The sequence below is a fragment of the Haladaptatus marinus genome, from assembly GCF_051194195.1.
Map to the genome: position 1 here is coordinate 952,233 of NZ_JBLZNK010000003.1, position 25,128 is coordinate 977,360.

29 protein-coding genes are annotated in these 25,128 nt (G+C 59.8%); 15 read left to right on the forward strand and 14 right to left on the reverse strand.

The genetic code is table 11. The features are described from left to right. Window positions 1-31: 31 nt before the first annotated feature. The 3 genes from ACN2TU_RS11070 (at window position 32) to ACN2TU_RS11080 (ending at window position 2,869) form a co-directional block, all read left to right on the forward strand. Entirely contained in the window at window positions 32-244 is a 213-nt protein-coding gene (locus ACN2TU_RS11070) for a DUF3311 domain-containing protein (RefSeq protein WP_435155347.1), read from the forward strand. Continuing rightward, a complete protein-coding gene (locus tag ACN2TU_RS11075) occupies window positions 241-1,707 on the forward strand; it encodes a sodium:solute symporter family protein (protein WP_435155348.1) in 1,467 nt (488 codons plus the stop codon). The genes ACN2TU_RS11070 and ACN2TU_RS11075 overlap by 4 nt, the downstream gene beginning before the upstream one ends. A gap of 268 nt (window positions 1,708-1,975) precedes the next feature. Continuing rightward, window positions 1,976-2,869: an HFX_2341 family transcriptional regulator gene (locus tag ACN2TU_RS11080; RefSeq protein WP_435155350.1), complete on the forward strand. Its 894-nt coding sequence runs from the start codon at window positions 1,976-1,978 to the stop codon at window positions 2,867-2,869. A 19-nt stretch (window positions 2,870-2,888) separates the two neighbouring features. Here the strand turns inward: ACN2TU_RS11080 and ACN2TU_RS11085 are convergent, their stop codons facing one another. Next, entirely contained in the window at window positions 2,889-3,197 is a 309-nt protein-coding gene (locus tag ACN2TU_RS11085; RefSeq protein ID WP_435155352.1) for a MarR family transcriptional regulator, read from the reverse strand. Window positions 3,198-3,305: 108 nt separating this feature from the next. After that, a complete protein-coding gene (locus ACN2TU_RS11090; protein ID WP_435155353.1) occupies window positions 3,306-4,022 on the reverse strand; it encodes a DUF1405 domain-containing protein in 717 nt (238 codons plus the stop codon). Window positions 4,023-4,593: 571 nt separating this feature from the next. Between ACN2TU_RS11090 and pdxS the strand changes: the two genes are divergently transcribed. Beyond that, on the forward strand, window positions 4,594-5,502 hold the full coding sequence (gene pdxS, locus ACN2TU_RS11095; protein WP_435155354.1) for a pyridoxal 5'-phosphate synthase lyase subunit PdxS: 909 nt from the start codon (window positions 4,594-4,596) through the stop codon (window positions 5,500-5,502). Between the two features lie 210 nt (window positions 5,503-5,712). Here pdxS and ACN2TU_RS11100 read toward each other — a convergent pair whose 3' ends face one another. Next, window positions 5,713-6,081 (reverse strand): DUF5802 family protein, encoded by a 369-nt coding sequence (locus ACN2TU_RS11100; protein ID WP_435156174.1) that lies wholly within the window; start codon window positions 6,079-6,081, stop codon window positions 5,713-5,715. 151 nt (window positions 6,082-6,232) lie between these two features. Between ACN2TU_RS11100 and ACN2TU_RS11105 the strand changes: the two genes are divergently transcribed. The 3 genes from ACN2TU_RS11105 (at window position 6,233) to ACN2TU_RS11115 (ending at window position 8,496) form a co-directional block, all read left to right on the forward strand. Continuing rightward, window positions 6,233-6,862: a DUF1405 domain-containing protein gene (locus tag ACN2TU_RS11105; RefSeq protein WP_435155355.1), complete on the forward strand. Its 630-nt coding sequence runs from the start codon at window positions 6,233-6,235 to the stop codon at window positions 6,860-6,862. 110 nt (window positions 6,863-6,972) lie between these two features. Beyond that, on the forward strand, window positions 6,973-7,701 hold the full coding sequence (locus tag ACN2TU_RS11110; RefSeq protein ID WP_435155356.1) for a DUF7096 domain-containing protein: 729 nt from the start codon (window positions 6,973-6,975) through the stop codon (window positions 7,699-7,701). 102 nt (window positions 7,702-7,803) lie between these two features. Next, on the forward strand, window positions 7,804-8,496 hold the full coding sequence (locus tag ACN2TU_RS11115) for an ArsR/SmtB family transcription factor (RefSeq protein WP_435155358.1): 693 nt from the start codon (window positions 7,804-7,806) through the stop codon (window positions 8,494-8,496). Window positions 8,497-8,514: 18 nt separating this feature from the next. On the opposite strand, the gene ACN2TU_RS11120 is transcribed toward ACN2TU_RS11115, so the two are convergent. After that, a complete protein-coding gene (locus tag ACN2TU_RS11120; RefSeq protein ID WP_435155360.1) occupies window positions 8,515-8,979 on the reverse strand; it encodes a hypothetical protein in 465 nt (154 codons plus the stop codon). Window positions 8,980-9,060: 81 nt separating this feature from the next. Between ACN2TU_RS11120 and gatD the strand changes: the two genes are divergently transcribed. After that, window positions 9,061-10,302 (forward strand): Glu-tRNA(Gln) amidotransferase subunit GatD, encoded by a 1,242-nt coding sequence (gene gatD, locus ACN2TU_RS11125; protein ID WP_435155361.1) that lies wholly within the window; start codon window positions 9,061-9,063, stop codon window positions 10,300-10,302. Continuing rightward, window positions 10,293-11,204 carry a GNAT family N-acetyltransferase gene (locus ACN2TU_RS11130; protein WP_435155362.1) on the forward strand — a complete coding sequence of 304 codons (912 nt, stop codon included), beginning with the start codon at window positions 10,293-10,295 and terminating at the stop codon, window positions 11,202-11,204. Before gatD ends, ACN2TU_RS11130 begins: the two co-directional genes overlap by 10 nt. A gap of 26 nt (window positions 11,205-11,230) precedes the next feature. On the opposite strand, the gene surE is transcribed toward ACN2TU_RS11130, so the two are convergent. The 4 genes from surE to ACN2TU_RS11150 form a co-directional block, all read right to left on the reverse strand. Then, the gene (gene surE, locus ACN2TU_RS11135) at window positions 11,231-11,995 is read right to left on the reverse strand and encodes a 5'/3'-nucleotidase SurE (protein WP_435155363.1); all 765 of its coding nucleotides are present in this window, start codon (window positions 11,993-11,995) and stop codon (window positions 11,231-11,233) included. Between the two features lie 3 nt (window positions 11,996-11,998). After that, on the reverse strand, window positions 11,999-12,274 hold the full coding sequence (locus ACN2TU_RS11140; RefSeq protein ID WP_435155364.1) for a ubiquitin-like small modifier protein 1: 276 nt from the start codon (window positions 12,272-12,274) through the stop codon (window positions 11,999-12,001). Between the two features lie 211 nt (window positions 12,275-12,485). Continuing rightward, window positions 12,486-13,670, reverse strand: a complete 1,185-nt coding sequence (locus ACN2TU_RS11145; RefSeq protein ID WP_435155365.1) for a DUF8167 domain-containing protein — start codon at window positions 13,668-13,670, stop codon at window positions 12,486-12,488. Beyond that, window positions 13,667-14,857: a potassium channel family protein gene (locus tag ACN2TU_RS11150; RefSeq protein WP_435155366.1), complete on the reverse strand. Its 1,191-nt coding sequence runs from the start codon at window positions 14,855-14,857 to the stop codon at window positions 13,667-13,669. The genes ACN2TU_RS11145 and ACN2TU_RS11150 overlap by 4 nt, the downstream gene beginning before the upstream one ends. Window positions 14,858-14,996: 139 nt before the next feature. Here ACN2TU_RS11150 and ACN2TU_RS11155 point away from each other — a divergent pair, with 139 nt between their 5' ends. After that, window positions 14,997-16,205, forward strand: coding sequence for a DUF7126 family protein (locus ACN2TU_RS11155; protein ID WP_435155367.1), 1,209 nt, complete (start codon window positions 14,997-14,999; stop codon window positions 16,203-16,205). 18 nt (window positions 16,206-16,223) lie between these two features. Here ACN2TU_RS11155 and ACN2TU_RS11160 read toward each other — a convergent pair whose 3' ends face one another. The 4 genes from ACN2TU_RS11160 to ACN2TU_RS11175 all read right to left on the reverse strand — a co-directional run bounded on the left by ACN2TU_RS11160 (window position 16,224) and on the right by ACN2TU_RS11175 (window position 20,191). After that, window positions 16,224-17,735, reverse strand: a complete 1,512-nt coding sequence (locus ACN2TU_RS11160) for an HPP family protein (protein ID WP_435155368.1) — start codon at window positions 17,733-17,735, stop codon at window positions 16,224-16,226. Window positions 17,736-17,824: 89 nt separating this feature from the next. After that, the gene (locus tag ACN2TU_RS11165; RefSeq protein ID WP_435155370.1) at window positions 17,825-18,559 is read right to left on the reverse strand and encodes a nucleoside phosphorylase; all 735 of its coding nucleotides are present in this window, start codon (window positions 18,557-18,559) and stop codon (window positions 17,825-17,827) included. 594 nt (window positions 18,560-19,153) lie between these two features. Then, window positions 19,154-19,618 (reverse strand): DUF5812 family protein, encoded by a 465-nt coding sequence (locus tag ACN2TU_RS11170; RefSeq protein ID WP_435155371.1) that lies wholly within the window; start codon window positions 19,616-19,618, stop codon window positions 19,154-19,156. A gap of 54 nt (window positions 19,619-19,672) precedes the next feature. Next, window positions 19,673-20,191: a DUF8056 family protein gene (locus ACN2TU_RS11175; RefSeq protein WP_435155373.1), complete on the reverse strand. Its 519-nt coding sequence runs from the start codon at window positions 20,189-20,191 to the stop codon at window positions 19,673-19,675. A gap of 115 nt (window positions 20,192-20,306) precedes the next feature. On the opposite strand from ACN2TU_RS11175, the gene ACN2TU_RS11180 reads away from it, so the two are divergent. The 3 genes from ACN2TU_RS11180 to ACN2TU_RS11190 all read left to right on the forward strand — a co-directional run bounded on the left by ACN2TU_RS11180 (window position 20,307) and on the right by ACN2TU_RS11190 (window position 22,203). Next, on the forward strand, window positions 20,307-20,912 hold the full coding sequence (locus ACN2TU_RS11180; protein ID WP_435155375.1) for an NUDIX hydrolase: 606 nt from the start codon (window positions 20,307-20,309) through the stop codon (window positions 20,910-20,912). A gap of 367 nt (window positions 20,913-21,279) precedes the next feature. Further along, window positions 21,280-21,753: a pyruvoyl-dependent arginine decarboxylase gene (locus tag ACN2TU_RS11185; protein WP_435155376.1), complete on the forward strand. Its 474-nt coding sequence runs from the start codon at window positions 21,280-21,282 to the stop codon at window positions 21,751-21,753. A 57-nt stretch (window positions 21,754-21,810) separates the two neighbouring features. Continuing rightward, window positions 21,811-22,203, forward strand: coding sequence for a DUF5811 family protein (locus ACN2TU_RS11190; RefSeq protein WP_435155378.1), 393 nt, complete (start codon window positions 21,811-21,813; stop codon window positions 22,201-22,203). Here ACN2TU_RS11190 and ACN2TU_RS11195 read toward each other — a convergent pair. Both ACN2TU_RS11195 and infB read right to left on the reverse strand, forming a co-directional pair. Then, entirely contained in the window at window positions 22,184-22,405 is a 222-nt protein-coding gene (locus ACN2TU_RS11195; protein ID WP_435155379.1) for a DUF8015 family protein, read from the reverse strand. The genes ACN2TU_RS11190 and ACN2TU_RS11195 overlap by 20 nt on opposite strands. 52 nt (window positions 22,406-22,457) lie before the next feature. Continuing rightward, on the reverse strand, window positions 22,458-24,257 hold the full coding sequence (infB, locus tag ACN2TU_RS11200; protein WP_435155380.1) for a translation initiation factor IF-2: 1,800 nt from the start codon (window positions 24,255-24,257) through the stop codon (window positions 22,458-22,460). Between the two features lie 165 nt (window positions 24,258-24,422). Here infB and ACN2TU_RS11205 point away from each other — a divergent pair, with 165 nt between their 5' ends. Continuing rightward, a complete protein-coding gene (locus tag ACN2TU_RS11205; RefSeq protein WP_435155381.1) occupies window positions 24,423-24,668 on the forward strand; it encodes a PRC-barrel domain-containing protein in 246 nt (81 codons plus the stop codon). Continuing rightward, window positions 24,668-25,126 (forward strand): NOB1 family endonuclease, encoded by a 459-nt coding sequence (locus ACN2TU_RS11210; RefSeq protein WP_435155382.1) that lies wholly within the window; start codon window positions 24,668-24,670, stop codon window positions 25,124-25,126. Before ACN2TU_RS11205 ends, ACN2TU_RS11210 begins: the two co-directional genes overlap by 1 nt. Window positions 25,127-25,128: the final 2 nt, after the last annotated feature.

A 25,128-nucleotide genomic window follows, 5' to 3' on the forward strand; every position in this document is an offset into this window, starting at 1 on the left:
CTTATCACCTCGTGGTCAAACATCTGGAACGATGAGTAACGACTCCACACGGCTTGGCTGGATGGCCGTTTTCGCGGTGCTTATCGCGTTGACGATACCGTGGTTCCTCTGGGGAGATGGACAAGTGGCGTACGGCCTGCCGGTGTGGCTCTGGTGGCACATCGGCTGGATGGTGGTCGTTGCGGTCGTGTTCAAACTGTTCGCAGACCGGGCATGGGGCCTGGGCATCGAGGAGGGAGCATGAGCGAGACGACGCTTCAGTTGGGTATCGTCGGGGGTTATCTCCTCCTCTCGCTGCTCGTCGGTCTGCTGGCGTATCGGCTGACCGACCGGAGCGCGGAAGATTACTACCTCGCCAGTCGAACCCTCGGTACCGTCGTCCTGCTGTTCACGACGTTCGCAACGCTGCTCTCGGCGTTCACGTTCTTTGGCGGGCCGAACATCGTCTACGGTTCCGGGCCGGAGTGGATTCTCGTGATGGGGCTGATGGACGGCGTACTGTTCGCCGTGCTGTGGTACATCGTCGGCTACAAACAGTGGCTCCTCGGGCGCGAACATGGGTACGTCACGCTTGGTGAGATGCTCGGCGACCGATTCGGGTCGCCCGCACTTCGCGGCCTCGTCGCCGGAATCAGCCTGTTCTGGCTGTTCCCCTACGTGATGCTTCAACAGGTCGGGGCCGGAACTGCGCTGGAAGCCCTGACCGGTGGTGAACTCTCCTATGCGATGGGCGCAGGACTGGTGACGGTATTCATGATAGCCTATGTCGTCCTCGCGGGAATGCGCGGCATCGCGTGGACGGACACCTTGCAGGGTGCGTTCATGCTCGTGATGGTCTGGGCCGCCGTGCTCTGGGTGCTCACCGAACTGGGTGGGATGAGTTCTGCGACTGCAACTCTCGCCGAATCGAATCCGGAGTTCCTCTCGCTCGGCGGGGGGGTCTACTCCCCACAGTGGATGCTCTCGCAGGCCATCGGCATCGCCTTCGGCGTGGCGATGTTCCCGCAGGTCAATCAGCGATTTTTCGTCGCCGGGTCGAAGAAGGTGCTGAAGCGAACGTTCTCGCTGTGGCCGATTATGGTCGTCCTGCTGTTCGTCCCGGCGTTCATGCTCGGTGCGTGGGCACGCGGCCTGCCCATCGACGCCGGAAGCGAAAACGTCCTCTCCGTCCTGCTCGCCGAGTACGCCCCGACGTGGTTCGCCGCGTTGGTCATCGCGGGCGCGATGGCCGCAATGATGTCTTCGTCCGACTCGATGCTCCTCTCGGGGTCGTCCTATTTCACCCGCGACCTCTATCGTCCATTCGTCAACCCGGACGCGAGCGACAGTTGGGAGGACACCCTCGGACGAATCGGCGTCGCCGTCTTCGCAATCGGCGCGTTCGTCGCTAGCCTCTACACGCCCAAGGCAATCGTCGAAATCGGTTCGACCGCCTTCGGTGGCTTCGCCCAACTCGCGCTCCCCGTCATCGTCGCACTCTACTGGTCGCGGGTGACGCGAGCAGGAATGTTCGCTGGAATCCTTGGCAGTCAAGCGTTCTACCTCCTGAGCGTCTTCGTGTCGTTTGTGCCGGGCACCTACGGCGGTTGGCTGGCCTCGGTCGTCGGGATGCTCATCGGACTGGTGTTGACGGTCTCGGTATCGGCCGTTACGTCACCGTCGGCCAGTGAGGAGACGAATCTCTACTTCGACCTGCAAGCTGACTAACTGGAAGTTGATTTTTTGGTTCTGGGTGTTTGATTCGTTTCTTCGTTGCTGAGTTTTCAGGGGTTATTTTTCAGAAATCGCCGTCATTCTCGATTGGAGCTTTGTTTTTCGGGCTAGCTGTTGTCGGCAGTAGCTAGCAACGTTCCAGATGACACTTCTTAGTCGCGTCCGCAACGAAGGCTAGCAACTCGAAACGACCAACCGAATTCACACACTGCCCGAGGGAGTTGACGACGAGTTTAAACCCACTTCACGAGAACCGACTCGTATGCAGACACACATCGTTCCGGTCGGATTCGACTACGACCGGGTCATCGCGCCGCTCGTGCGCGACCAACTCGACGTGGATCGTGTCATCCTCCTCGAAGGGGCGGTCGGAAGCGAGGCCAACGTCGAGTATTCCCGCAACCTCTCCCGAAAGCTCGGCAAGGATTTCGAGAACCTGCTCGGCGCGGAAACGGAGCGCGTCGTGCTGGAAGACGTGTACGACTACGACGCCGCGTTCGAGCAAGCATACGATAGAATCAACGCCGAACTCGATGCGGGCGGAGAGGTCTGGGTGAACGTCAGCGCGATGCCCCGAACGGTGAGTTTCGCGTTCGCGACTGCAGCCCACTCCATCATGGTCGAGCGACAGAGCGACCGCGAAAAGATACACACCTACTACACCGCTCCGGAGAAATATCTGGAGACCGAACTCGCCGAGGAACTGCGAGAGGAAATCGACTTGCTCGCGTCGGTGCGCGACGGCGACGTGGACGAGGCGCGCATCGAAACGCGACTCGAAAGCGCCCTCGACCTGCTTTCGGAGTTCGACGAGCGCGGGACGACCATCGGCGCGAAAGAAATCGATGGCAGACATATCGTGGAACTCCCGGTCGCCTCGTTTTCGAACGTCAAGCCCTTCGAGGAACTCATCCTGTTCACCCTCGGCGAGCACGGCGAGTTCGAAAGCGTGAGCGAACTCGCGCAAGCACTGTCCCGCGATTTGAACGAAGAATACACCGACAGCTTCCGATCGAAGGTCATCTACAACGTCGATAGATTAGGGCCGGGCGGAAAAGGCTACATCGAACAGGAAGAACACGGAAAGTCCTACCGGACGCGACTTTCCCGTATCGGCGAGTTGTGGGTTCGGTCGCACACGAACGGTGAGATGTGAACGTTCTGCCACAACGAGGTTACCATCCTTCGTCCCACTCCTCGCGGAGTTCGTCCAGGAGACCCTCGGACTTCATCGATTCCAGTCGGTCGGAGGCAAACGTCCAATACTGACCACGACGTTCGAGAAGTCCATCGTCGGCTAACCGAGTCAGTACCGGCCCGATACTTCCGTCTGAGATACCGGTTCCATCGCGTATCTCGCTCCGGGAGAATGCGTGACCGTCGTTGGCGGCCAGGAAAGCCATCGCGCGGCGGCCGTTGGTTCCTTCTTTGATATGTACGGCGGTTTCCGGAAGGTTCTCGAAATCATCTTGCTCGACAGTCATGGTACCTATTCGCACTGGAAACTACTAAAATGTACTCTCGGACACCGTAATGTACTAGAAACGCTAGTTGTACTGGAAGGATGAGTCAGAATCGCAACCAGCAGGCGGCTACTCGTTCATCGTTTCCAACTTCTTTACTCGCGTTGCAAGTGCAAGGAACGTAGCCAGTAGGGTCAATGTAACCGCACCCGCCGCCGCGATTTCGTGGGCCGGTGTCGGATGGCTGTAGCCCATGGCCAGTATTTCCTGAGCCGGAAGTGCGGTGTGGTGCGGTGTTCCGACGAGGGGAACGAAGTAATCCACGATGTCGTTTCCGCCGTACCAGAGAACGGCGACGAAGACGGCAGCGACCGGAAAATCGCTGTATCGGTGGATGAGAAACGCCTCCGCAACCATTCCGAGATGGCTGACGAACAGGAAGGAGTACATCGGCCAGCCGACATCGATGAAGCCGGAAAAGAACGCGGCCAGTACGAAGGGTGTCCACGCGCCGAGCTTGATGCAGCCGAAGAACGCGAGGGCGTTTACCCACTCCGTGTTTCGTCCGAGTTTCCAGAGGCCGAGCGAGAGCGCGATGAACAGCGTGGCGACCGGGCTGTCGGGCACGAACAGCCACATTTCGGGTGCTTCGACCGCAAACTGCCACGTTATTAGCGGGTCGGAGAGCGGAATCGGATGAAAGCCGTAGTACCAGAAGCCGAACGCGGTGCCGACGAGATTTATCCCGACGATGACCCACGCCATTCGCAGGCCGAAATCCTCCAGCCACTGCGGAAGCGGCGCGACGTACCACGGAAGGTTCTCTCGGGGCGGGAGGCCGGTCATACTCGCGGCCACGAATGGTCGGGGCAAAGAGGCTTCGATACGCGTCAACAGGCGTGGTTTTCGGGAACAGACTGCCCAGATACCGTTGGCGCGCGCTGGCACAGGCCCGAGGAGTTCGCCTCCGAGGGTCTGTTCTGAAGTCGCGCGAGGGATGAGTGAACGCGCAAGCGAGTGATGGAGTCGGTTGGGGAGGGTGTGGCCTGCGGTGCGGTGGCGGTTATGTTGTTGTCGTGATTTGCTACAACACAATATAACCAAACGAGCGTGAACAAATCACGACAACAAACGAAGCCCTCAGTCACCTTGGAAGACTCACTTCGTTCGTCTTCCGTCGGTTTCTTCGCCCTTCATCCACCAGGAACCGCCCCGCAACCGCCAGGCTTCCCCACCCCCCGCCAGCGCGGAACTGCACTCACGCCTCACTTCGTTCAGCGTTCCTGCGAGCGCGCTGGCGCATCCTTCTAGTAGAACAATCAAGCGACGTAGTGGGTGGGAGTGATCGTAAGAACACCGACAGGCTTCACGTTCCGCAATCGGTATGTCTTAAGCCCCGGGTTCGTTATGAACACCCATGGCAGAACCGACGGACATCGAGGAACTGAAGCGCGGAACCGAACTCGTCAAGCGTGGCTTCGCCCGCATGCAGAAAGGCGGCGTCATCATGGACGTTGTAAACCCAGAACAGGCCCGAATCGCCGAGGACGCGGGCGCGGTTGCGGTCATGTCGCTCGAAGCGGTTCCGGCGGACATCAGAAAGCGCGGCGGCGTGGCGCGGATGGCCGACCCCGCCGATGTCGAGGAAATTATCGACGAAGTGTCCATTCCGGTGATGGGCAAAGCGCGAATCGGCCACTCGGTCGAAGCCCAGATTCTCGAATCAATCGGCGTGGATATGATAGACGAGTCGGAAGTGCTCACCCCGGCGGACGACAAATACCACATCGACAAGCGCGAGTTCACCGCGCCGTTCGTCTGCGGCGCGCGCAACCTCGGCGAAGCCCTCAGGCGAATCAACGAAGGCGCGGCGATGATTCGAACCAAGGGTGAAGCGGGCACGGGCGACGTGAACCAAGCCGTTCACCACCAACGAACCATCAAAGGCGCAATTCGGGAACTCCAAGGGAAGACCCACGAGGAGCGCGAAATGCTCGCCCGCGAGCTCGAAGCGCCCGCCGAACTCGTCCACGAAGCCGCCGAAGCGGGTCGTTTGCCGGTCGTGAACTTCGCAGCAGGTGGCATCGCAACGCCCGCCGACGCCGCGCTGATGATGCACCACGGCTGTGACGGCATCTTCGTTGGCTCCGGCATCTTCGGTGCGGAGAATCCACGAGTGATGGCCAACGCCATCGTCGAGGCGACGAACAACTGGGACGACCCGGAGCGGCTCGCCGAAATCAGCAAGGACATCGGTGCAGGCATGAAGGGCGAAGCGAACGTGGATTTGCCCGACGAGGAAAAGCTTCAGGGCCGCGGGAACTAGAACGAAAAACCACGGTGTGGTTTTTTCATTGGTGTTAAGCGCATACTCTCAGCCGAAAACGGATGGTGGGGACGCGGGCGGGGTTGAGCAGTTTGAACGGAATGCGGTGTCTTGCTGATGGCAACTACTGGGCACACGCCGTCATGAGCAGTTCTATCGCGATAGGAACGACTTTCGTCGAACCCGAAGCCACTCCGTTATCTGAGCGCTCTAAACCGCTCCCCCACTCCCGAACTCCCGATTTCGCGAGTGAAACTGCATAAGTTGTGCGACCCGGTCAGCTTTCGCCAACAGCACCTCTTTCAACTCCGGTGGATTGCGAATCCGCGTATTTTCGAGGAGAGAATCCGGAACGACGAGCGTTCGGTCGGGCACACCATCTTTCGCGTGGACGGAGAAATGTTGCTGGTCGATCTTCATCACCAGCGGCCAGTCGAGTCGCTCGACACCGTCACCGCTGGCGTAGAGGGCTTGATTGACGCGCTCGTGGTCGTCCCGGGACATGACAGCGTGCTCTGCCTCGTGGGGTTCGACGTACAGGCGACCGAGGTAGTAGCCGCTGGAAAACGACTCGAACATGATAGACATTACCACTCAAGAGATAATAGTTATATATGAGTTATGCAAAGGAGTTATGTAGAAGGGCAAACTTAGTATATAAATGATTCTATTCGTTCCGGGCATGCAACGATGACAGAGTTCTTTTAGTTGCTCCCTGCGCGGGGAAGATATGGAAATACCCGAGCGGTACGCCCGCTACTATCTCGAAAACGCACCGAGTTTGGTGTGGTTGCTGGTCGTCAACTCGCTGGCAATTCTCGTCGGCATTCGGTTTTACGTCGAAACCATGCCGGAGGTGCCAACGTTTCTCTGGCCGCTATACGCCGACTCACCCATGGCACTTGCGCTCGTCACTGCCTCGTTCCTGACGCTGTTACCCAATCTGGGAAACCGTCTTTCCGACGCACCGCAGAACCTTCCGCTCGCCTACCTCCACACCTTCGCGTTCGTTTGGCTCGTCAAATTCGGCATCTGGACGTTCGTCGCGCTCAATCTCGGGTTTTCGGCATACTTCGGCCCGCCATGGGATCCGAACGCCCTCTGGGACTACTGGGGCATCATCATCACCCACCTCGCGTTCGTACTCGAAGCATTCCTCATTCCATACTACGGACGAACGACCCGCGGCGCTTTAGTTGCCGCACTCGGCGTCGCGTTGGCGAGCGACGTTCTCGATTACGGATTCGGGTATCATCCGCCACTTCGCTACGAACCCGGCCTTTTGCTCCCGCTTGTAAGTATCACTCTGTCGGTTATTTCCGTCTTTGCCGCAGAACGAACACTCAAGCGGTCAGAGTGAATTTAATGGGCTTTTAAACTCTCTTTCCACCTCTCGTGTCCTCATTCCGAGGTGTGAACAGAACGAACGAATTACCGTCTTTTTAAAGTGGGGGCGGTAATAAATAACCAATGAACTCCGTTCGCGCCCTCCTGTTGGCGACGCTCACAGTATGTGGGTTTGCCGTCGCATTGCCGACCGCGGCCGCACCATCGCCCGCAGAACCAGCAGATATCTCCCCGAACACACTCCAAACTGACGAAAATACGACGAGCTCCAACAGCACGCTTGGAGCCGAAATCTCCTCGTTCATGCAGGTCAGCACATCACAGGCGAAAGGAACGGTCGATACCGGACTGTGGGTTGCCCGATTCAACGAAACCAAAAACCGGTCGGCGCGAAAGTCCCTCGTCAGGCACCAAGTCTCCAACATGCAAACCGAACTCGAAAACGTCCGACAGCGCAAGCAAGCCCTCGTCGAAGCCCGTAACAACGGTCAGATCAGCACCCTCCAGTATCAGGCTAAGATGAGCGAAATCGTCGGCGAAATTCGCTCGCTCGAACACGCCATCAACCAGACGAAGTCACGGGCAGACAAGGTCGGAGTCCGGAACAACAAACTCCGACAACTCGACAAGGAAGCGAACACCGTCGGTGGCCCCGAAGTCGCCGAAGTCGCTCGGTCACTTCGAAGCGTGAAAGCACCGAATGAAACTACCAACAACTCGACGACGATGCCCGGTGTCGGCAACGGTTCCGGGGCAAACGCTGGCAACGGAACGACGCCCGGAACCGACACTGTCGGTACCGAAACCGTCGGTGTTGGTAATGGAAGCGTCGGCCTCGGAAACGGTGCGTAACCGTCCGTCAGCGGGTCGATCGCCCGGTGACGACGAATCGACAGCATCGCCTACCGGCGAGAGACACGCTTTTCCGTCCGCGTTACCAAGTCGTTGACGTGAATGGACTCCGCAGTGCTGCTCGACATCCTCGGCAATGAAAACCGCAGACGTATTCTGCGGCTTCTCTCGCACAAGCCCTGCTATGTCACCGAGATAAGCGAATATCTCGGTGTCAGCCCGAAGGCGGTCATCGACCACCTCCGAAAGCTCGAAGAAGCGGGATTGGTCGAAAGTCGAACCGACAGCCAGCGCCGCAAATATTTCAACATCTCGCGGAACCTCCGACTTGAAGTCGACGTTTCTCCCTACGAGTTCGATATGAAAAGCGCCTATCCGGCGAGCCCGAATCTCGACGTGAGCACGTGTCAGTACCTCTCACTGAACGTGCAGTACGACAGTGCGCAAGCGGGTGACACCGAGGCCGTGAGCGACGTCGAGGCAGGCGAAATCGCCAGCCTCGCGGAAGAACTCAACTGTTTGGAGGGGTTAAAGAGCGAACTCTCGCTCGCACAGCGATGGGTTCATGGACGAATCACGGATGTTCTCGACCAACTGAGCGAGGAAGTGGACGAGAACGGACAAAACCCGATTCGTGCCGAAATCTTGGCCACGCTCGTGGCAGGAGCGGAGACGGTGCGAGAGGTCGGCCGGGAAATCGACGCTCCCGAACACGTCGTCGAAGGCCATCTCACGAGTATGGCAGAACGAGGAATCGTCGAGCAAAACGACGGCCATTGGACGCTGTCCGGATAAACGTCTTCTGAGCGGATTTTACAGGTCGCGAGTCAGACCATCTCGGAGGTCACCGCCAAAATATGCACCGAGACCGGCCACGAGGAACCCAGCACCGAGTCCAGCGACGGCGACGGTTCGTCCGCCCACCGCCAACAGCGTGAGGTTTCCGAGGAGGAGTGTGAGTCCCGCGGCGACCAGACCACCGGTCGCGGTTTCTAACGTTCGTGGTTTGCTCGTCAACCCCCCGAGAACGAACGCCGCCACGAACAAGCCGACGAGTCCGCCGAGCGTTCCTACGAGCGGAACGAATCCTCCGACGAACATCGAAATCGTCAGCACGACCGTGGCGAGGAGAAAATAGCGTGGCGAGAAGAAGTTCACCGCTCGCCGTTTCGTGCGACTTCGAAAGCCCTCGCTTTCTCCGGCCTGTTCCTCACTCTCGTCGCCGAGAATGTCGGACAGGTCGTCGCTCGTCTCGCGCGTCCGGGTGCGCTGGGTCATGTATCCGAGTTGACGCCCTGAGGTAATGTGCCTTTCCCCGAAACGAGTGGATTGAAGTCGAACGCCGCGTTACTCCGAGATATGAATCCAGGGGACCGCGTCCGCGTCGAACGGGCCGACCAGACGTTCGAGGGGGTACTTCTGCCATCCTCGACGGCGAGCAATCTCGTCGTCAAACTCGACGGCGGCTACAACGTCGGAATCGACCGCGACGACGCCGAGGTTGCTGTACTCGAATCTGACGTGTACGATATCGAAGACGGCGAGACGAGCGACTCGTCGGTCGTGGAGTTCGACCCCGAACTGCCGACGATTTCGCTCATCAGCACGGGCGGAACCATCGCATCTACCGTGGACTACCGAACCGGTGCCGTGACCGCGCGATTCGACGCGAAGGACGTGCTTCGTGCAGTGCCTGACCTCGCGGGACGTGCGAACTACCGCGGACGGGTCGTCGCCAACATCCTGTCCGAAAACATGACGACCGGCGTGTGGCAGGATTTGGCCCGAGCAGTGTACGACGAAATCGAGAACGGTGCCGACGGCGTCGTCGTCATGCACGGAACCGACACGATGCAGTTCACCGCCTCCGCGCTCTCGTTCATGCTCGACACGCCGGTTCCGATCGTCTTTACCGGAAGCCAGCGCTCCGCCGACCGCCCATCCTCGGACAACGTCATGAACGCGGTCTGTGCCGTCGAAGCCGCGAAAGCGGACTGCGCGGAAGTGCTCGTATGCATGCACGAGAACGAAAGCGACGACGACTGTGCGCTCCACCGCGGCACCCGAGTGCGCAAGAATCACACCTCGCGCCGGGATGCCTTCCAGACCATCGGCGCGAAACCGCTCGGTAAAGTCGATTACGATGCCGAGGAAGTCACCTTCCGGCGCGAGTACGACGAACGGGGTACGCAGGAACTCACACTTTCGGACGACGTCGAAAGCGAGGTCGAACTCCTCAAATTCACGCCCGGCATGGGCGTCGAATCCCTCGACTTCGCCGAAGGAAAGGCGGGTCTCGTCCTCGAAGGAACTGGGTTGGGCCACGTCCACTCCGACTGGGCGGACAGGATTTCGAAACTGGTAGATGACGGAACGACCGTGGTCATGACCAGCCAGTGCATCGAGGGACGGGTCTGTGACCGCGTGTACGATACCGGGCGCGACCTGCTCGACGCTGGGGTCGTAGAGGGTGAAGATATGCTCCCGGGCACGGCCAAGGTGAAACTGATGTGGGCGCTTGCGAACAGCGACGACCCGGTGAGGACGATGCGAGAACCCATCGCGGGCGAGATTTCCGAACGGTCGGTGCCATGGGAGTGACAATCGAACTCAGGGAAGCCACTCACGACGATTACGAGGCGGTCGTCGCGTTCACCGAAGGGACGTGGGCAGACCGCGAACAGCGAGATTACATCCCGCAGGTCTACCACGACTGGATAGACGGCGACGACCGGTACACTATCGTCGCGGACGCTGGTGACCAACTCGCGGGCATCGTGCAGTGTGTCATGCTCACGGACTGGGAAGCGTGGGGACAGGGAATCCGCGTCAACCCGGACTTCCGCGGCCAGGGCGTCGCCAGCCGGATGACCACCGAACTGTTTGACTGGGCACGCGACCACGGAGCGACGGTCTTCCGCAACATGGTGTTTTCGTGGAACGTCGCCGGACTCGGTTCGTCGCGCGCCGCGGGGTACGACCCCATCACCGAGTTCAGGTGGGCACATCCCGACCCCGACGCTGACGCCGAACCGCAAATGACGGTCACCGACGACGTAAACGCAGCGTGGAAGTTCTGGACCGGAAGCGATGCCCGGACGCATCTGCAAGGTCTCGCGCTCGATTTCGAGGAGTCGTGGGCGCTGTCCGAACTGACCCGTGATGACCTCCAGCGAAGCGCCGAGCACGGCGAACTCCTCGTCGTGCAGGACGACGGTGCGCATGGATTTGCAACTGTCTGCCGCGAATCGGAGTGGAAAAACGAAGCGGGTGAACCGGAACAGTGGGTCGAATACGCCGTCGGTGCGTGGGAAGACGTCGACGCCGGTCGAGCGCTGTTCACCGAAATAGCCCGCGATGCCGCGGAACGCGGCGCGGATCGGACGCGGGTGCTGATTCCCGAGACGGCACGGTTCGTCAGTGACACGGCGTACTGTCGGGTGGATATCTCGGACGAACCCGACTTCGTGATGGGAATGGATTTGACCAGAGAGTATCGCTGACGAAACGACGATTGCCGACGAATCGATTATCGAAACGCGGCCGCGATTTCCGACAGGCTGTCGCTCCGTTTCAGTTCGTGACCGATGCCGAGCGGCGAGATACTGATCTCTCCATCGGCGAGCGCCCGGCGGTCAGTTCCTTTGGGGTCGTCCAACTCCTCCGGTCTATCTCGTCGAAGCGGGTCGTAAAACTGGTCGACGACGGCGAAGCCATCGTCGTCCCGTTCCCGCTCGATTCGAACGCCGAAATCCCTGGTCGGACGAGTGATTCGAATCGGTGGTGTTTCCTCGGTAATCGGCGCGTTGACGTTCAGATACGTTCCCGAGCCGATAGAATCCGCGTGCTCGACGAGATGGCGAGCGACCCGCGCGCCCTGTGCGAAATCGTCGCGCTCGAACTCGTGTAAACCACCCGTCACGGGGTCGTAGGCCGACACTGCGATTCCCGGAACGCCGAGATAGACGGCCTCCTTCGCGGCCCCGACGGTTCCCGAACGGTCGAGTTTGTGCGCGCCGAAATTGGGCCCCGCATTGCAGCCCGAAACCACGAGTTCAGGCGTCGGGTCGAGTGCTTGTACGCCAACCGCGACACAGTCACAAGGGGTTCCGTGGACGACGAGTCCGCGGTCGTGGTCGTCCACCGCGACCCTGTGAGAGTTCGTGCGCCCGGCACCGCTCTGGTTATCGGCGGGTGCCACAACTGTCACGTCGGCGACCGCCGAAAGTTCGTCGTAGAGCGCGTCGATACCGGGTGCATCGACGCCGTCGTCGTTCGTCAGCAGAACGTACATGTTTTATCCACCACTCACCGGCGGGAAGAGCGCGAGCTCGTCGCCCGATTCGAGTTCCGTGTCCAGTCCCTCCTCGGTAAACACGTTCGTCCCGTTTCGGAGCACGTTGATGTGGTCGCGGAGGTGGCCATCGTCGTCCAATACGCGGTCTTCGAGTTCCGGACGTGGTTCAAGCAGGGCGGACAGCGCATCACGCACGGTGTCGCCCGATTCGGCGTCGACGGATACGTCCTTGTCTCCCGCGATTTCCGCGAGATCCGCGAAGAGTTTCCACTGCATATGCGACGAGACGGTCGGACGTGGGAAGTCGCTTTCTCTCTCGGTAGCAACGGGTCGTTGGTTCGGTCGCCCGCGGACGACCGAACCAACACAGCTGAAACAATGGGATGAAAATCCCCGAAGCCGCCAGCAGTAGACGAACGCGCATTAGCCCGTTTGGACTCGGGATGGTATTTGAATCTTCGCGTGGGTACTGGTTCTGAATACTGTGCTACTGCGCCGGGTTTCGGTTCCACGTCGTTTCCACGTCGATCGTTTCCACCACGGTTTCCGCTACTCGTTCGATTCGCCGCAGAACGGTCGGTTGGGCGACGACGTACACGTCGTCGCCCTCGGCCAACAAACGGCCACGAAGTGGAAGTGTCTCGACGGTACCGTCGGTCGGTCGAACTGCGACCACGGTTGCGTCGAGGCTTCCAACCGGAAGGCCGACGAGGTCGCTTTCTGGGTCAACGGTCAACACGCCCATCGTCTCCTCGGCGGAGCGCAATCGAGTGACGAACTCGCGTTCCGGTCGGGATTGGCGCGGAAGCGTTTCCAATCGGTACCGCTCCGCCGTGCCGAATTTCGTCGCCTCGCTCGCATCCACTGCGAGCGTCACTACGTCCTCCACAACACCTCTGATTTCGCCGGTCGTGACGCGCTCGGAGGTCGAACCGTCGTGTCGCCAGACCGTGACGAAATCACCGGCACCCGCACTAAACGCCGGGTCTGCACGAATGGCGACGGCGACGGTTCCCGGGACGAGCAGCGGGCCGAGTCCGGCAACTCGACTGCCGAGGGCGAGATATTCGACGGTTCCGTCCGAAGCGAGGTCGATATCCACGTGGCCGATACCGTGGTCGTCTTCGAGTCGGGCGACGACGCGTTCCCGAAGTTCGGAGACGGTTATGCCGCGTGGGAAGACGAACGACGACCCGGCGAGTGTCGCTTTCGTCTCGTCGGAAACCGCGTCGTAGCCGTCGATATCGTCGATATTTTCGGGCAGCGTGACCGTCACCATTCGACCCACCGCACCGACGATTCGGCTCACGTCGTCGTCGAGTTTCGTCGCGCCCGAGAGGGCGGCCATGTTGGTCGTCAATCGGTCGCCGATTCGCGCACCGACGGTGGCGGTGACGCCCGCAACGACGAACGAAGTGACGTTCTTCGTTGCCTCGGGGAGTATCAGTACGTCCGAGTTCCCGCCGATGAACGGTTGGAGTGCCTTCCAAGTGCCCAAAGAGATGCCGACCGCGCCGACTCCGGCGAGGATTGCAAGACCGGCGGGTACCCGCTGCCGGGCGTACCATCGATGGACGAAGGCGACTGCACCGGCGACGGTTCCGGACAGGATGGCGAGTCCGACGATTTGGACGAGCGCACCCTCCGGATTCTGTGGGAAAGACTGCATCATTCGACCACCTCCGCGAACCGACGCATCGAGTCGCTCGTTCCGACAACGTACAGTTCGTCCCCGGCAGTGAGGACGGTGGTTCCGGACGGGGCGACCGACCACCCGTTCGCCTGTTCGATACCCAACACCGCCACGTCGTACGTGTCGCGGGCGGCAAGATTCCCCAACGTCATCCCGTCCAACCCGCTTCCGGCACGAACCTGAAGTTTCCGCCACTGTTTGCCAGCCTGCCGGAATAGGTGGACGAGTTCGAACTCGGAACGGGTTTCGCGCGACCGAACCCGAAGGTTCGTCGGATTGCCGTCAATGAAGTCGGCCGCCTCGGCTTGCGGAATCGCGACCGTCACCCGACCGTCGCCACCGGTCGTCGTCGGTGCACGGGGAACGACACCACCGTCTTCGGCGGTGTCGTCGTCCGCTTCGCCGTCCTCCGTGTTCGCACTGCAAACCGTGCCGACCACGTCCTCATCGCCGAGTTCGAACGCGACTTCATCGCCGCGCGCGATTCCCGTCGGCACGAGCGTATCGACCGATACTGCGCGGCGATTTGCGGGGAGACGACGCGAAAGTGCACCCTCCGGAGGTGCGGCGCGCACCGTCGCTTTTCCACCCATGTCGATTTCGACGGAAACGTCCGCGAGGTCGTATTCGGTTCGAAGCCGATCCGCCAAGCGGGATTCCAGTTCACCGATAGGTAGATCCGCGGGGAACGTCCATTCACCGTCACGGATCGCCGACCGGAGGTCATCGGGAAGTGGTGGATAGCCGTCGATGTCGCCGACATCGCCCGCCGTCCGGACGCGGACGCGACCGAACCGTCCAACTCGTTCTATCACATCGCTGGAAAGGCGATGCTCTCGGAGGTTTCGAAGGCCGATACGGCGGGGAAACGACGCGCCCATCGAATCGCCCTTGGCGTGGGCGTACTGGGTCACCAGCATCACGACGATGACCGCGACGACGACCACGGGTGATTCGAGAACGGTCGGGTCGAGGAGGCCCAACAAACCACCCTGTACGCCCGCGATGGCGACGCCGAGTACGACGACACCGAACCCGGGGAGCGAAACGCTCGTCACGTACCGAAACACGAAGCCGAGACACCACGCGACGAGTGCCGGAACGACCCCAGTGAGTGCTCCGAGATACACCCCGAGGAGCACCGCGACTGGAAACGAGTAGTCCATACGCCGGACTGTGGTGGCAGTTACAAAGACGTACCGACAAATCACAAGAGAACAGATATGACAGAGTCGATAAATAGGCGGCGTCGGTGGTCGTCCCCGCGTAACGTTCGGCCACCTGATTTATCGCACGGGAGGTAGCATGGAGATTCATATGGTGCGAGTGGCACGGGGGAGATTCGTCTCCGCTCGTATCGTCGTTTGGTTGATCATCGGCGTCGCGTTGCTTTCGATAGCGACCGGTCTCGTCTCGACCAGTCTCAGCGGCACCGGAGGGAACGGCGGATTGTTCGGCGGTATCATCCCCGAAGTCGTTCGAACGACAACAGCGTACACTAGCACCATCGTCGGCTTTCTCCTCCTCGTCGCAGCCATCGGTCTCCGCCGTGGTTTTCGTGCGGCCTGGTACGCGAGCACGATTTTGGTTCTCGTCGCCGCGATACACGGAATACTTCAATCGACGCCGTACTCGCTCTTTCTCGTCGCCGGGTCGCTCGTCACCCTCCCAATGTTGATTCGGACTCGTCACCGGTTCGAACATCCCATCGAACCGACGACGACGCAGATCGCCGCCGCATCCGCCGTCGTCGGAGCACAACTGTACGGAACTGTCGGTGCATATACACTTCGGCAGTATTTCGACGGCATTGGCGGCGACAACGCCATCTTCGAGGCGTTCTACTTCACGGTCGTGACCGCGAGTACCGTCGGATACGGCGATATTCAACCGACGGCGCCATTCGCACAGGTGTTCGGAATGACCGTTATCGTCCTCGGAACCGGTAGTTTCGCGGCTGCACTGGGTGTTCTGTTTGTGCCGATGGTTGAGAACAGTTTCGCAAGCGCCCTCGGTCGAACGACCGATACCAACATCGAACTCATGGAAAATCACCTACTCGTACTCGGATACGGCCACCTGCTTACGGAATGGATAGTCGACGAACTCGCCAGCGGAACCGAATACGTGCTCGTCATCGACGACGAAGCGCTCGTCAACGAACTTCGCTCGAAAAACCGAACCGTCATTCACGGCGACCCCACCGACGAGGAGTTACTCGAACGGGTCGGCATCGGACGAGCACAGTCGGTGCTCGTCGCGACCGATGACGACGCCGATGATGCACTCACGGTGTTGACCGCTCGGCAGTTGAACCCCGACGTTCGAATCGTCGCCGGTGCGACCGACCACGACAACGTGAAGAAATTTCGCCGAGCGGGAGCAGATATCGTGGTCAGCCCCGCCTTCGTCGGACGGATGCTGGTGAAGGCGGCACTCGGCGGGGAACACGTCGAGGAACTGGCCGACCAGTTGGCAGGAGACCCCCTGAACCAAACGTTGGACGACTTTTGATTCGCTCGAAAACGTGAGTTATCCGTGATGCACGACCGCCACGTCGCAGTCGATTTCGTGCAGTCGCTCGAACGTCGGTGGAGAGATGAATCGTGATGCGGCACTTCGGTCGGTGCTCGCGCCGATTATCATGAGGTCGTAGTGGTCATCGTTGGCGGCGAGGAAGTCCTCGATACTGCTCCGCGAGACGCGCGTTTCGAACGAGCCGGAAAACGCTTCCACGAGATCCGCAAGGGTCGATTCTGCGGTTCGTCGTTCGGCTTCACGATCGATACACGTGCAGACGCTAACCGACCCCGAACGCCCGACCAGTCGCCGTGCGAAATCGATCATTGTGTGGGCTGTGTTGCCCGCTCGCCTGACGGGAACGAGGACGCGTTTCCAGCGCCGGCGTGGTTCGCTTTCGAGGCCGGGACGGTACGCGATGGCATCCACGTTGCCGCGGAACAGTCCCCTGACGAACGGCGAGAGTGCACCGTGTTTCTCCTCGTAGGGTGTGACGATGAGGTCGCAGTTCACCTCTCGAGCAGTGTTCAGCACCGTTTTCGCGGACGTTTTTCCGTCGCCCGCGACGACAACTTCGCAGGGAACACCCATCCGTGTCCGGATTCGATGTGCCTGGGCTTCGAGTCGGTCTGCTGCGACATCCGCGGCCTGTGCCTCGGCGGTTTCGTCCTGAGATGTGAGTTCCGCCGACTCCGGATTCACGAGTTGGGGGTCTGAACCACCGTCCGACGCCTCGATATCCTTTTCAGCCTCCTCGATGGCCATTTCGTCCACGACATCGATGAGTACGACTTTGCCCGCGTCGTGTGCCGAAGCGAGCTTTGCACCGAACATGGCCGCTTCTTCGGCGTACTCCCCGCGCATCGGGACGAGAACGTGGTCGTCACCTTTCGTCGAGCGATAAAGATATCGCGCGCGGCGTTCGTAGAATTCCCGCCGCCAGATGACGAAGACGCCAGCGACGATACTGCTCGAAATGGCGATACCGATGACGTACAGGAAGCCCGAGAAGAAATTCCCGAAACTCCCCACCTCGTCGAACGGAAACATGAGGACAAGGAGCGCGGACGAAAACGCGGTCGGCTGTTCCACGTCGAGCGACCACGTCACGAGCACGGTGAGAAGGATACCCAGTGCCGCCCCACCGGCGTGAATCGTCATCGAGTCCGGTGAGCTGTGATAGAGATATTTGGCAGAGAAGGTCAATGCGACCCAGCCACAGAGCGCTCCGGTGGTCATCCCACCGACGAACCGGGTGGGTGAGGCGTACTTGCCCTCCGGATCAGTAAAGAGGGTGTACGTCCCCGACGCGAGCGGCGGGAAAAGCAGGAACGTCACGACGTTCACCGTGTTCGAAAGCCACGTGATACCGGCGATGAGGAGTGGCGCAAGCACCAGTACCGTGATCCGAGTCAGGTTCTGTGTGTGTTCGACCCATCGGGTGAAATGCTGGATTTCCCGGCGTTCGAACCGGCGAATGCGTCGGAGGACGGCGTGATACCGCATTCGCAGGTCATCAAACATACGAAAAACTGCGCCATTCGAGAATAAATGCGTTCTGTTACTGAGAGAGGGTGACACTCAAAGGGAATGTAGTCACCCAATGCGAGCAGTTATTCCGAGAGCGAGACGACTGCGTCCAGCGAGATACGAATCGCCCGCTCGACGTTGTTCTTCGCTTTCTCAGGGAGTTCGTCGTCCTCGGTGTCCGTACCCTTCTGGGTTCCCTTCACGAGATTGCCGTCAACCGTACAGATGGCTCCCGAGCGCATCCCCTTCCGGCGGGCGACGGAGAAAACGGCCGCGGCTTCCATCTCCACCGAGAGGATGTTCGCCGTCTCCCAATCTTCGACGTACTCGTCGGTTTCGGCGTAGAACGCGTCGTCGCTCGCTATCGGGCCGACGTGAACGTCCTCGTCGTTCGCCTCCGAGGAATCAACCAGCGCCGAAAGCACGTCGTAGTCCGGCACCGCCGGGTAGGTGTCTTTCTCGTAGCGCCGGGTCGTCCCCTCGTCTTTCGCCGCACCCGTGGCGACGACCATGTCTCCGATTTCGATGTCCTGCTGGAGTGCGCCGGTCGTCCCGACGCGAATCACGGTTTCGACTCCGACGGCTTCCATCTCCTCGATGGCGATGGTCGCGGACGGACAGCCGATACCGGTCGAACAAATCGTGAGGGGGACGCCCTCGTACTCGGCGTTGACGACTTTGTACTCTCGGTTCTCGGAGACGACTTCCGAAGAATCACACTGTTTCGCGATTCGGTCGACGCGGCCCGGGTCGCCCGGAATCAGCGCGATATCGTTCAGGTCGCCCTCGTCAACGAGCAGGTGCGGTTGCATTGCCATACGCGAAGGGTTTCTGAGTCAGGTAGAAAAGATTAGCTGTAGCGAGTGCGGATGCCGTGTTCCTCGCGAATGAGTTCGCCGATTCCGTGTTGCATGGCCGCACTGCCCAGCGAGGTTGCGACATCATAGGAGTACAAACCGTCAACGCCACGTTCTTTCCGTTTTCTGTTTGCGACCAATCCAACATTAACAAGTTGGTCCAGATGATAGGGGAGCTTGTTCGATTTATTTCGAGTACGTCCACGAGTTCGGTCGCACTCATCCCGACCTCACGGAGGAGTTCGGCGAGGATTCTGTAACGTGATTTTTCGCCGATTGCGCGTTGCATGGCGAGATAGTCCTCCAAGTCGAGGACGCTGTTTTCCGGCAGTTTGGGGACGTCGCAGCGTTCCGGTGAAGACACGGTTAAGATGCAATTTATAGTGTCAGAAGAAAAACTACGCCACATGTCCCACTGCCCTGACTGTGGCCAAGAAGTCGAAAAGCTGGTAAAAAGCGATGCGTCCGCTGGCGGATTTCTGAGTTCGAGAAACGTTTGGGACTGCCCTCACTGTGGCGCGATTCTCGGGGTTAGCCGGAATATCTGATTCGCTTTTACGGCAGATATCGAACGCTCACCACACCTTCCTCCGACCGAATCTCCACGCGATTCATGCCAAGTCGGGCGGCACGGGCGAGCGTTCCTTCGTCGTCCAGCACGTCGTCCACTGCGTCTTCGGTTTCCTCCGGTGGTACCGAGAGGACGTGAATTTCACCGATTCCGGCGCGTTCGGTTCGTTCGAGGTCACCGACGTCCTGTCCCTCTGCGATGTCGCGTTCCTGCACCGTGGGTGGTTCCTCGCTCTTGTGAACCGTGAGCGGACGCTTGTCGTCGATTTCCACGACGTCCCACGTCATCTCCATCGGTGGTTCAGGGGCGACAGTGGCGTCGATGGCGTCGTTGGATTCGACACCGGGATTGGCCGAGAGGGTGTGTACCTGTCCGTCGTGAACGTCTTTCAGCACTGCCGACTCTTCCTCGGCGTGCGTGACGAGGAACGTGCTGGTCTTTTCGGGCATGCGAAGGGATAGGTCGGCGGGGTTTTTCCGAATTGCGCTCCGGGGAGCGGTTCGTTACCGGGCAAATCGATGGATGGCGAAAATCACGAGCGCGGCGGCCAACGGTGGCACGAGGCCGAACAACTGGGGGAGCGAGTACAGAAATTCGCCGATTACACCGGCATTGGCGGTCTGATACTCCGGCGGGACGGTGATGATGAGTCCGGCGTACAGCGAGACGACGAAGAGGAACCCGCCGAGTGCGAGCAGGGTATCGTAGGTTGAGACGGTCGCTTCACCGCGCCGATGGCGTCGTGCGACGAACAGCACCGGCGCGAAAAGCGGACCGAGGACGAACATCGCCACAACGCCGAGAAAGGCGTTCGACGTGGTATCCAGCGCGGAGTGACCGAGCGTTTCTACGAACCAGAAGATGAGTGCCAGTACGAAAGTGAGGCCGAGAATAAATCCGAGAACGAAGCTGACGAGGACGTAGAGGCGGAAAACGTTCGAATCCGTCGCGCGGAAACTGTAGCGAAACGCGCCGAACAGTCCGGAGTACTCGTCCTCTCCGGTGGTCGCGGCCTCGGTCATCACCGAACAATCGGAGTCGCGCGAAGGTAAATGACGCGACTCGCGGCGACGGCGGTTCAATCTCCCTCGGACGTGTTCCGAAGAACGTTTGAAACGGATAGTTCTCTATACCAGTATGAGCGCTGACAACGCCACTGACTCGTCCGCTGATTCCATCTCGGACGGTACCGACGAAGTCCACAAAAACGCCCGCAAATCCGTCGTCGCCGTTGATGCCGACGACAACGATTTGGAAGTCGTCAACCGACTCGAAGCACACATGGGAGACGGCATCCGCCATCGCGCGTTCACCACTCTCATCTTCGACGAGGACGACAACATCCTGCTCGCCCAGCGCTCGCCGACCAAGCGACTCTGGGACACATACTGGGACGGCACCGTCGCCTCCCACCCCAATCCGGGCCAGTCCCAAGAGGAGGCCACCCGCCAGCGTCTCGAAGACGAACTCGGCATCACGCCCGACCAGTACGACGACCTGCGCCAGACGGACAAGTTCGAATACAAGCGCTACTACCCACGCGAGGGCGTCGAACACGAGGTCTGTGCCGTGTTGAAACTCACGCTTCAGGACAAGAGCCTCGACCCCGTTAAGGAGGAGGTCGGCGGCCTAATGTGGGTACCGTACCAGCGTCTGTACGAGAACCCACGCTGGTACCGCCAACTGCGTCTCTGCCCGTGGTTCGAAATCGCCATGCGACGGGATTTCGAGCTGGAAGAGTAGTAGAAACGGTATTTTCGAGCGTTTCTGAACGCTACTGTTCGTTTTGCTATTCGGGGTGTGGTCGGTGAAGGGGTGTTGACTGCAATTGCCAGGCGCAAGCCACGCCCTCGCTCAGTCAGTCACTCGTGGCAGAGCCACTCGTTCGAGTGAGCGACTGAAAGTAGCGAGCAACGAGTGAGGGCGTGGCTTGCGCCTAGAAGTAGCTAGCGTCACAGTCTCGCTTTCGTTGCTGGAACCTCATCAGAATCCAATCTCCCCTTTGGCAAGCCACACATAAAACCGACGCACGTCAACACCAAACACGCTATCCTCCCACTCGCTTTGCTAGAATCGACAGACCCTTTCCCGCGAACACCAGACCCCCTGCATGAGCATGATTCGGGTCGTTTGGGGTACCGCAAGTGGACCGACGAAGATGTCGTCGTACGACGCGGCACTCGCGGACGCGAACGTTCACAACTACAACCTCGTCTCCGTCTCATCGGTCATTCCCGCCGACACGCCGGTCGAAGCGATGGGCACCGCGCCAGACCTCGGCCCAGCAGGAAACCGTCTGACCGTGGTCGAAGCACGGGCAACGCGGCCCGGGCCGGGGCACGTTTCGGCGGGACTAGGCTGGACCGAAAGCGATGGTGCAGGACTGTTTTACGAAGCGGCCGGCGAAACTGACGCCGAAGAAATCGAAAGCAGGGTTCGGGCCGGACTGGAAGCGGGGCGACAACTCCGCGATTGGGAGTTCGTCGACGAGGCAGTGAAAACGGTAACCGAGGATGCGGAACCCGGCACCTACGTCACGGCCGTCGTCCTCGCGGTGTACGGCGAGAGCGAGCCGATTTGTTAACTTCCGAGGGCGACGGGTTTATACGGCGGACAGCCTTATCGAAGGGTAGCAGACCGCATGAATGGAAATACTCCGTACGCTGGTACACCCGACGTGACGCAGGCCGGACAGCGGGCGTCTGCCGATGTTGTCGAACTTTCTCCAGAGCAGACGCGCGCGCTTCGGAACAGTGTCGCCGACATAGCCACGCTGACCCGCAAGTTCCTCCCCGACGAATACGTCATCGGGTCACATGTCACGAACGGTGCTACTGGGCCACAAGCGACAGTGTCGGTTCAGCCACCGGTCGGTCACATCGTCAGTGCCGGGTTCGAACCCGAAAACGACGAACTTGAAGACGAACTCATCGATGAAGAGGAGCGCGACGAAGTCGCCCGTGGACTGGCCGCCAGTGCTGTACTCCAAGTGAAACAGGCAGTCGAGGATCAGATCACTCCGACTGCCCGCTAGGCGGTCGCTTGAAGACTGCATCGCCGACAACCAGCGACGATACAAATCCCGTCAGCAGGGTTCCAACGTTTATCGGAACTGAACTCAGCGTACTGACGGTGAAACCGCCGACAATTATCATCGGAAGGAGAAGTAACACGAGGTCGTAGTACGAAACCGACCATCGAGCAATGCGACTCTGACATCGGCTACGTACGCTCATCTTCATCCTTCAGTCCCGTATTTTTTCGGCCAGTAACGAAAGCGTATTTGCCCTACTTCCCCCAGAATGGGTCGCGCTTTCTCTGCTTGTCGAGATACATTCGAAGTGCTTCGAGTTCGTCACCCGGAATGTCGTCGGACAGTTCCTGCTCCAAAATCTTGGCGTGCTTTTCGGGGAGTTCGATCCAGAGTTCATCACCCTCGTCGATCTGTCTGCCAACGGTCGGCCCGTCGATGGCGACGCTGACCCGACTTCCGGCACGGGCCTCGTCTACGTCTTCACCCTGTTCCTGAATCCCTTTGATGGTGCCGACGCGCTTCGATTCGTTGCCCTCGAACTTCGCGACGAACGAGTTGTTTTTCACGGTACCGGACATGACTTCGACACCGACCACTGCTGGGTTGTTCTGCCGGAACACGTGGTCTTCCAAGATTCGGAACCGGGATGGGCGGGTGATGTTGTCGAGGACGGTCTGTTGCTGGGCGCGCTCCATCTCGTCGACGTACTCCTCGTACTCCTCGATGAGTTGGTAGATAACGTCGCTGTCGAAAAGACGGATATCCCGTTGTTCAGCTTCGTCCGCGGCGTCAGCGAGTGTGTCGACGTTGAACGCCAGAATCGTCCGGTGTTTTGGCTCGTCCGCAGTCGTCGCGAACCGGATGTCGCGCGGTGCAACGTCGCCGACTTCGGCACGCATGACCGGAATCTCTTCCTCTTCGAGCGTGCTCACCATCGCTTCAAGGCTGCCGAGCGTGTCGGCTTTGACGACGATTCCCTCTTCCGCCGTACTCACTTCGACTTCCGCGAGCTCCGCCTCGACTTCCGAGATAACGTCGTCTATTTCCCGGTCACGAACGACGCGAACGGGAGCGCCAGCCATCGCATCATCGAAATCCGGCGCGGCGATCTTCACACCTGCGGCGGCACCGATGGAATCGACCTTCTCGAACCGGTCTTCGGTTCGAATCTCGGCGAGCGGTCGCGGTTTCAGTAGGGCGCGAACGTCGGTGACGATGGGCTTGTTTTTCCCACCGACGACGATGGTTTCGTCCGCACCGACCGTGCCGTCGTACAGCACCACGTCGAGCGTCGTCCCGAAGCCTTTCTCTTCCTTGACTTCGAGGACGGTTCCCGCACCGGGGCCGGCGACGTCGATTTCCATGTCGTCGCGCATGTAGCGCTGGGCCAGTCCCATCAGCACCGTGAGCAAGTCGGGGACACCCTCGCCCGTTTCCGCACTGACCGGAACCACGCCGACGTTGTTCTGGAAGTTCTGCACCCGCCAGTACAGGTCGGCCGAAAAGCCCGCGTCACTGAGCTCGCCGATGAGTTCGTACAGATTCTGGTCGAGCGTCGAGCGCGCCCGGTCGCTCTGTGCATCGTACGTTCCTTGAATCGGCGAGTCGGGCTGTGGATTCCAACCCGGTGTCGTGTCGATTTTGTTCGCCGCGACGACGAACGGAGTTTGGGACTGTGAAAGAATGTGTATCGCTTCTTCGGTCTGTGGCTGGAATCCGTCGTTTACGTCGACGACGAGGATCGCGATGTCCGCGAGTGCGCCGCCACGCGACCGAAGGGTCGTAAACGAATGATGTCCCGGCGTGTCGATGAACAGGAGTCCCGGAAGGTCGAAGTCGTCCGGGTTGACCAGTTTTCCGGCGACCTTCGACACCACATCGAGTGGCACTGCTGTCGCACCGATGTGCTGTGTGATTGCGCCCGCTTCGCCTTCGATCACCGTCGAACCGCGGATTTTGTCGAGGAGGCTGGTTTTGCCGTGGTCGACGTGTCCGAGGACTGCGACGATGGGTGTTCTGAGAGTTTCCGTCTCGTGTGAATCTGTGTCCGACATACCTACCACCCGGGAGAAGTTCTTATCACAGAACAACCCGGCACGGCATTTAACTCCATCGCCACGCAGATCGGAGATGGGACTCATTTTCGCAGATGATAGACGACGAGCCTCGTCCATAGTACCCCGTTGAGTTTATGTAGTAGCGGTCGGTAACCCCCAACAATGTCCGACATACTCGCGGAGAATCTCTCGGGGAAGGCCGTCATGGGTTCAGACGGCACCGAACTGGGGATGCTCTACAACATCACGATGAACTTGAAGACGGGGGGACTATCGAGCCTCGTCGTCGAACCGGATGAACAGATCGACCCGAAAACCGTCGACCTCGAACTCGACGAGGATGGGCATTTCGAACTTCCCGTCACCCGGGTACAAGCAGTCAAAGATTACATCGTAGTTCAGCGGTAATGTACGTTTTAGACGCCTCAGCTTTTATCAACGAGTACCACACGACCGAACAGACAGCGTCAATTCCAATGGTACAACAGGAGTTGGAGGGTGAACACGCCTTCCGATTCGATGCCATGGAAGGGTCGGGAATGCATATTCACCTCCCGCGCGACGACGCAGTGGAGAAAGTCCGCCGTGCTGCGGGCGAGACTGGTGATTTGGACGTGCTCTCGATGACCGACATTCGGCTCATCGCCGCCACCTTCGAACTCGACGGCACCCTCGTCACGGACGATTACGCGATGCAGAACGTCGCCGAACGGATGGACGTGGCCGTTGATGTCATCGCCCAAGACGGTATCGAGGAACAACGAAACTGGTCGTTCCAGTGTTCCGGCTGTGGTCGGGAGTTCGACGAGGACAAAGAACGCTGTCCCATCTGTGGCAGTCCGCTCTCGCGGAAAAATCCCTCGTAAGC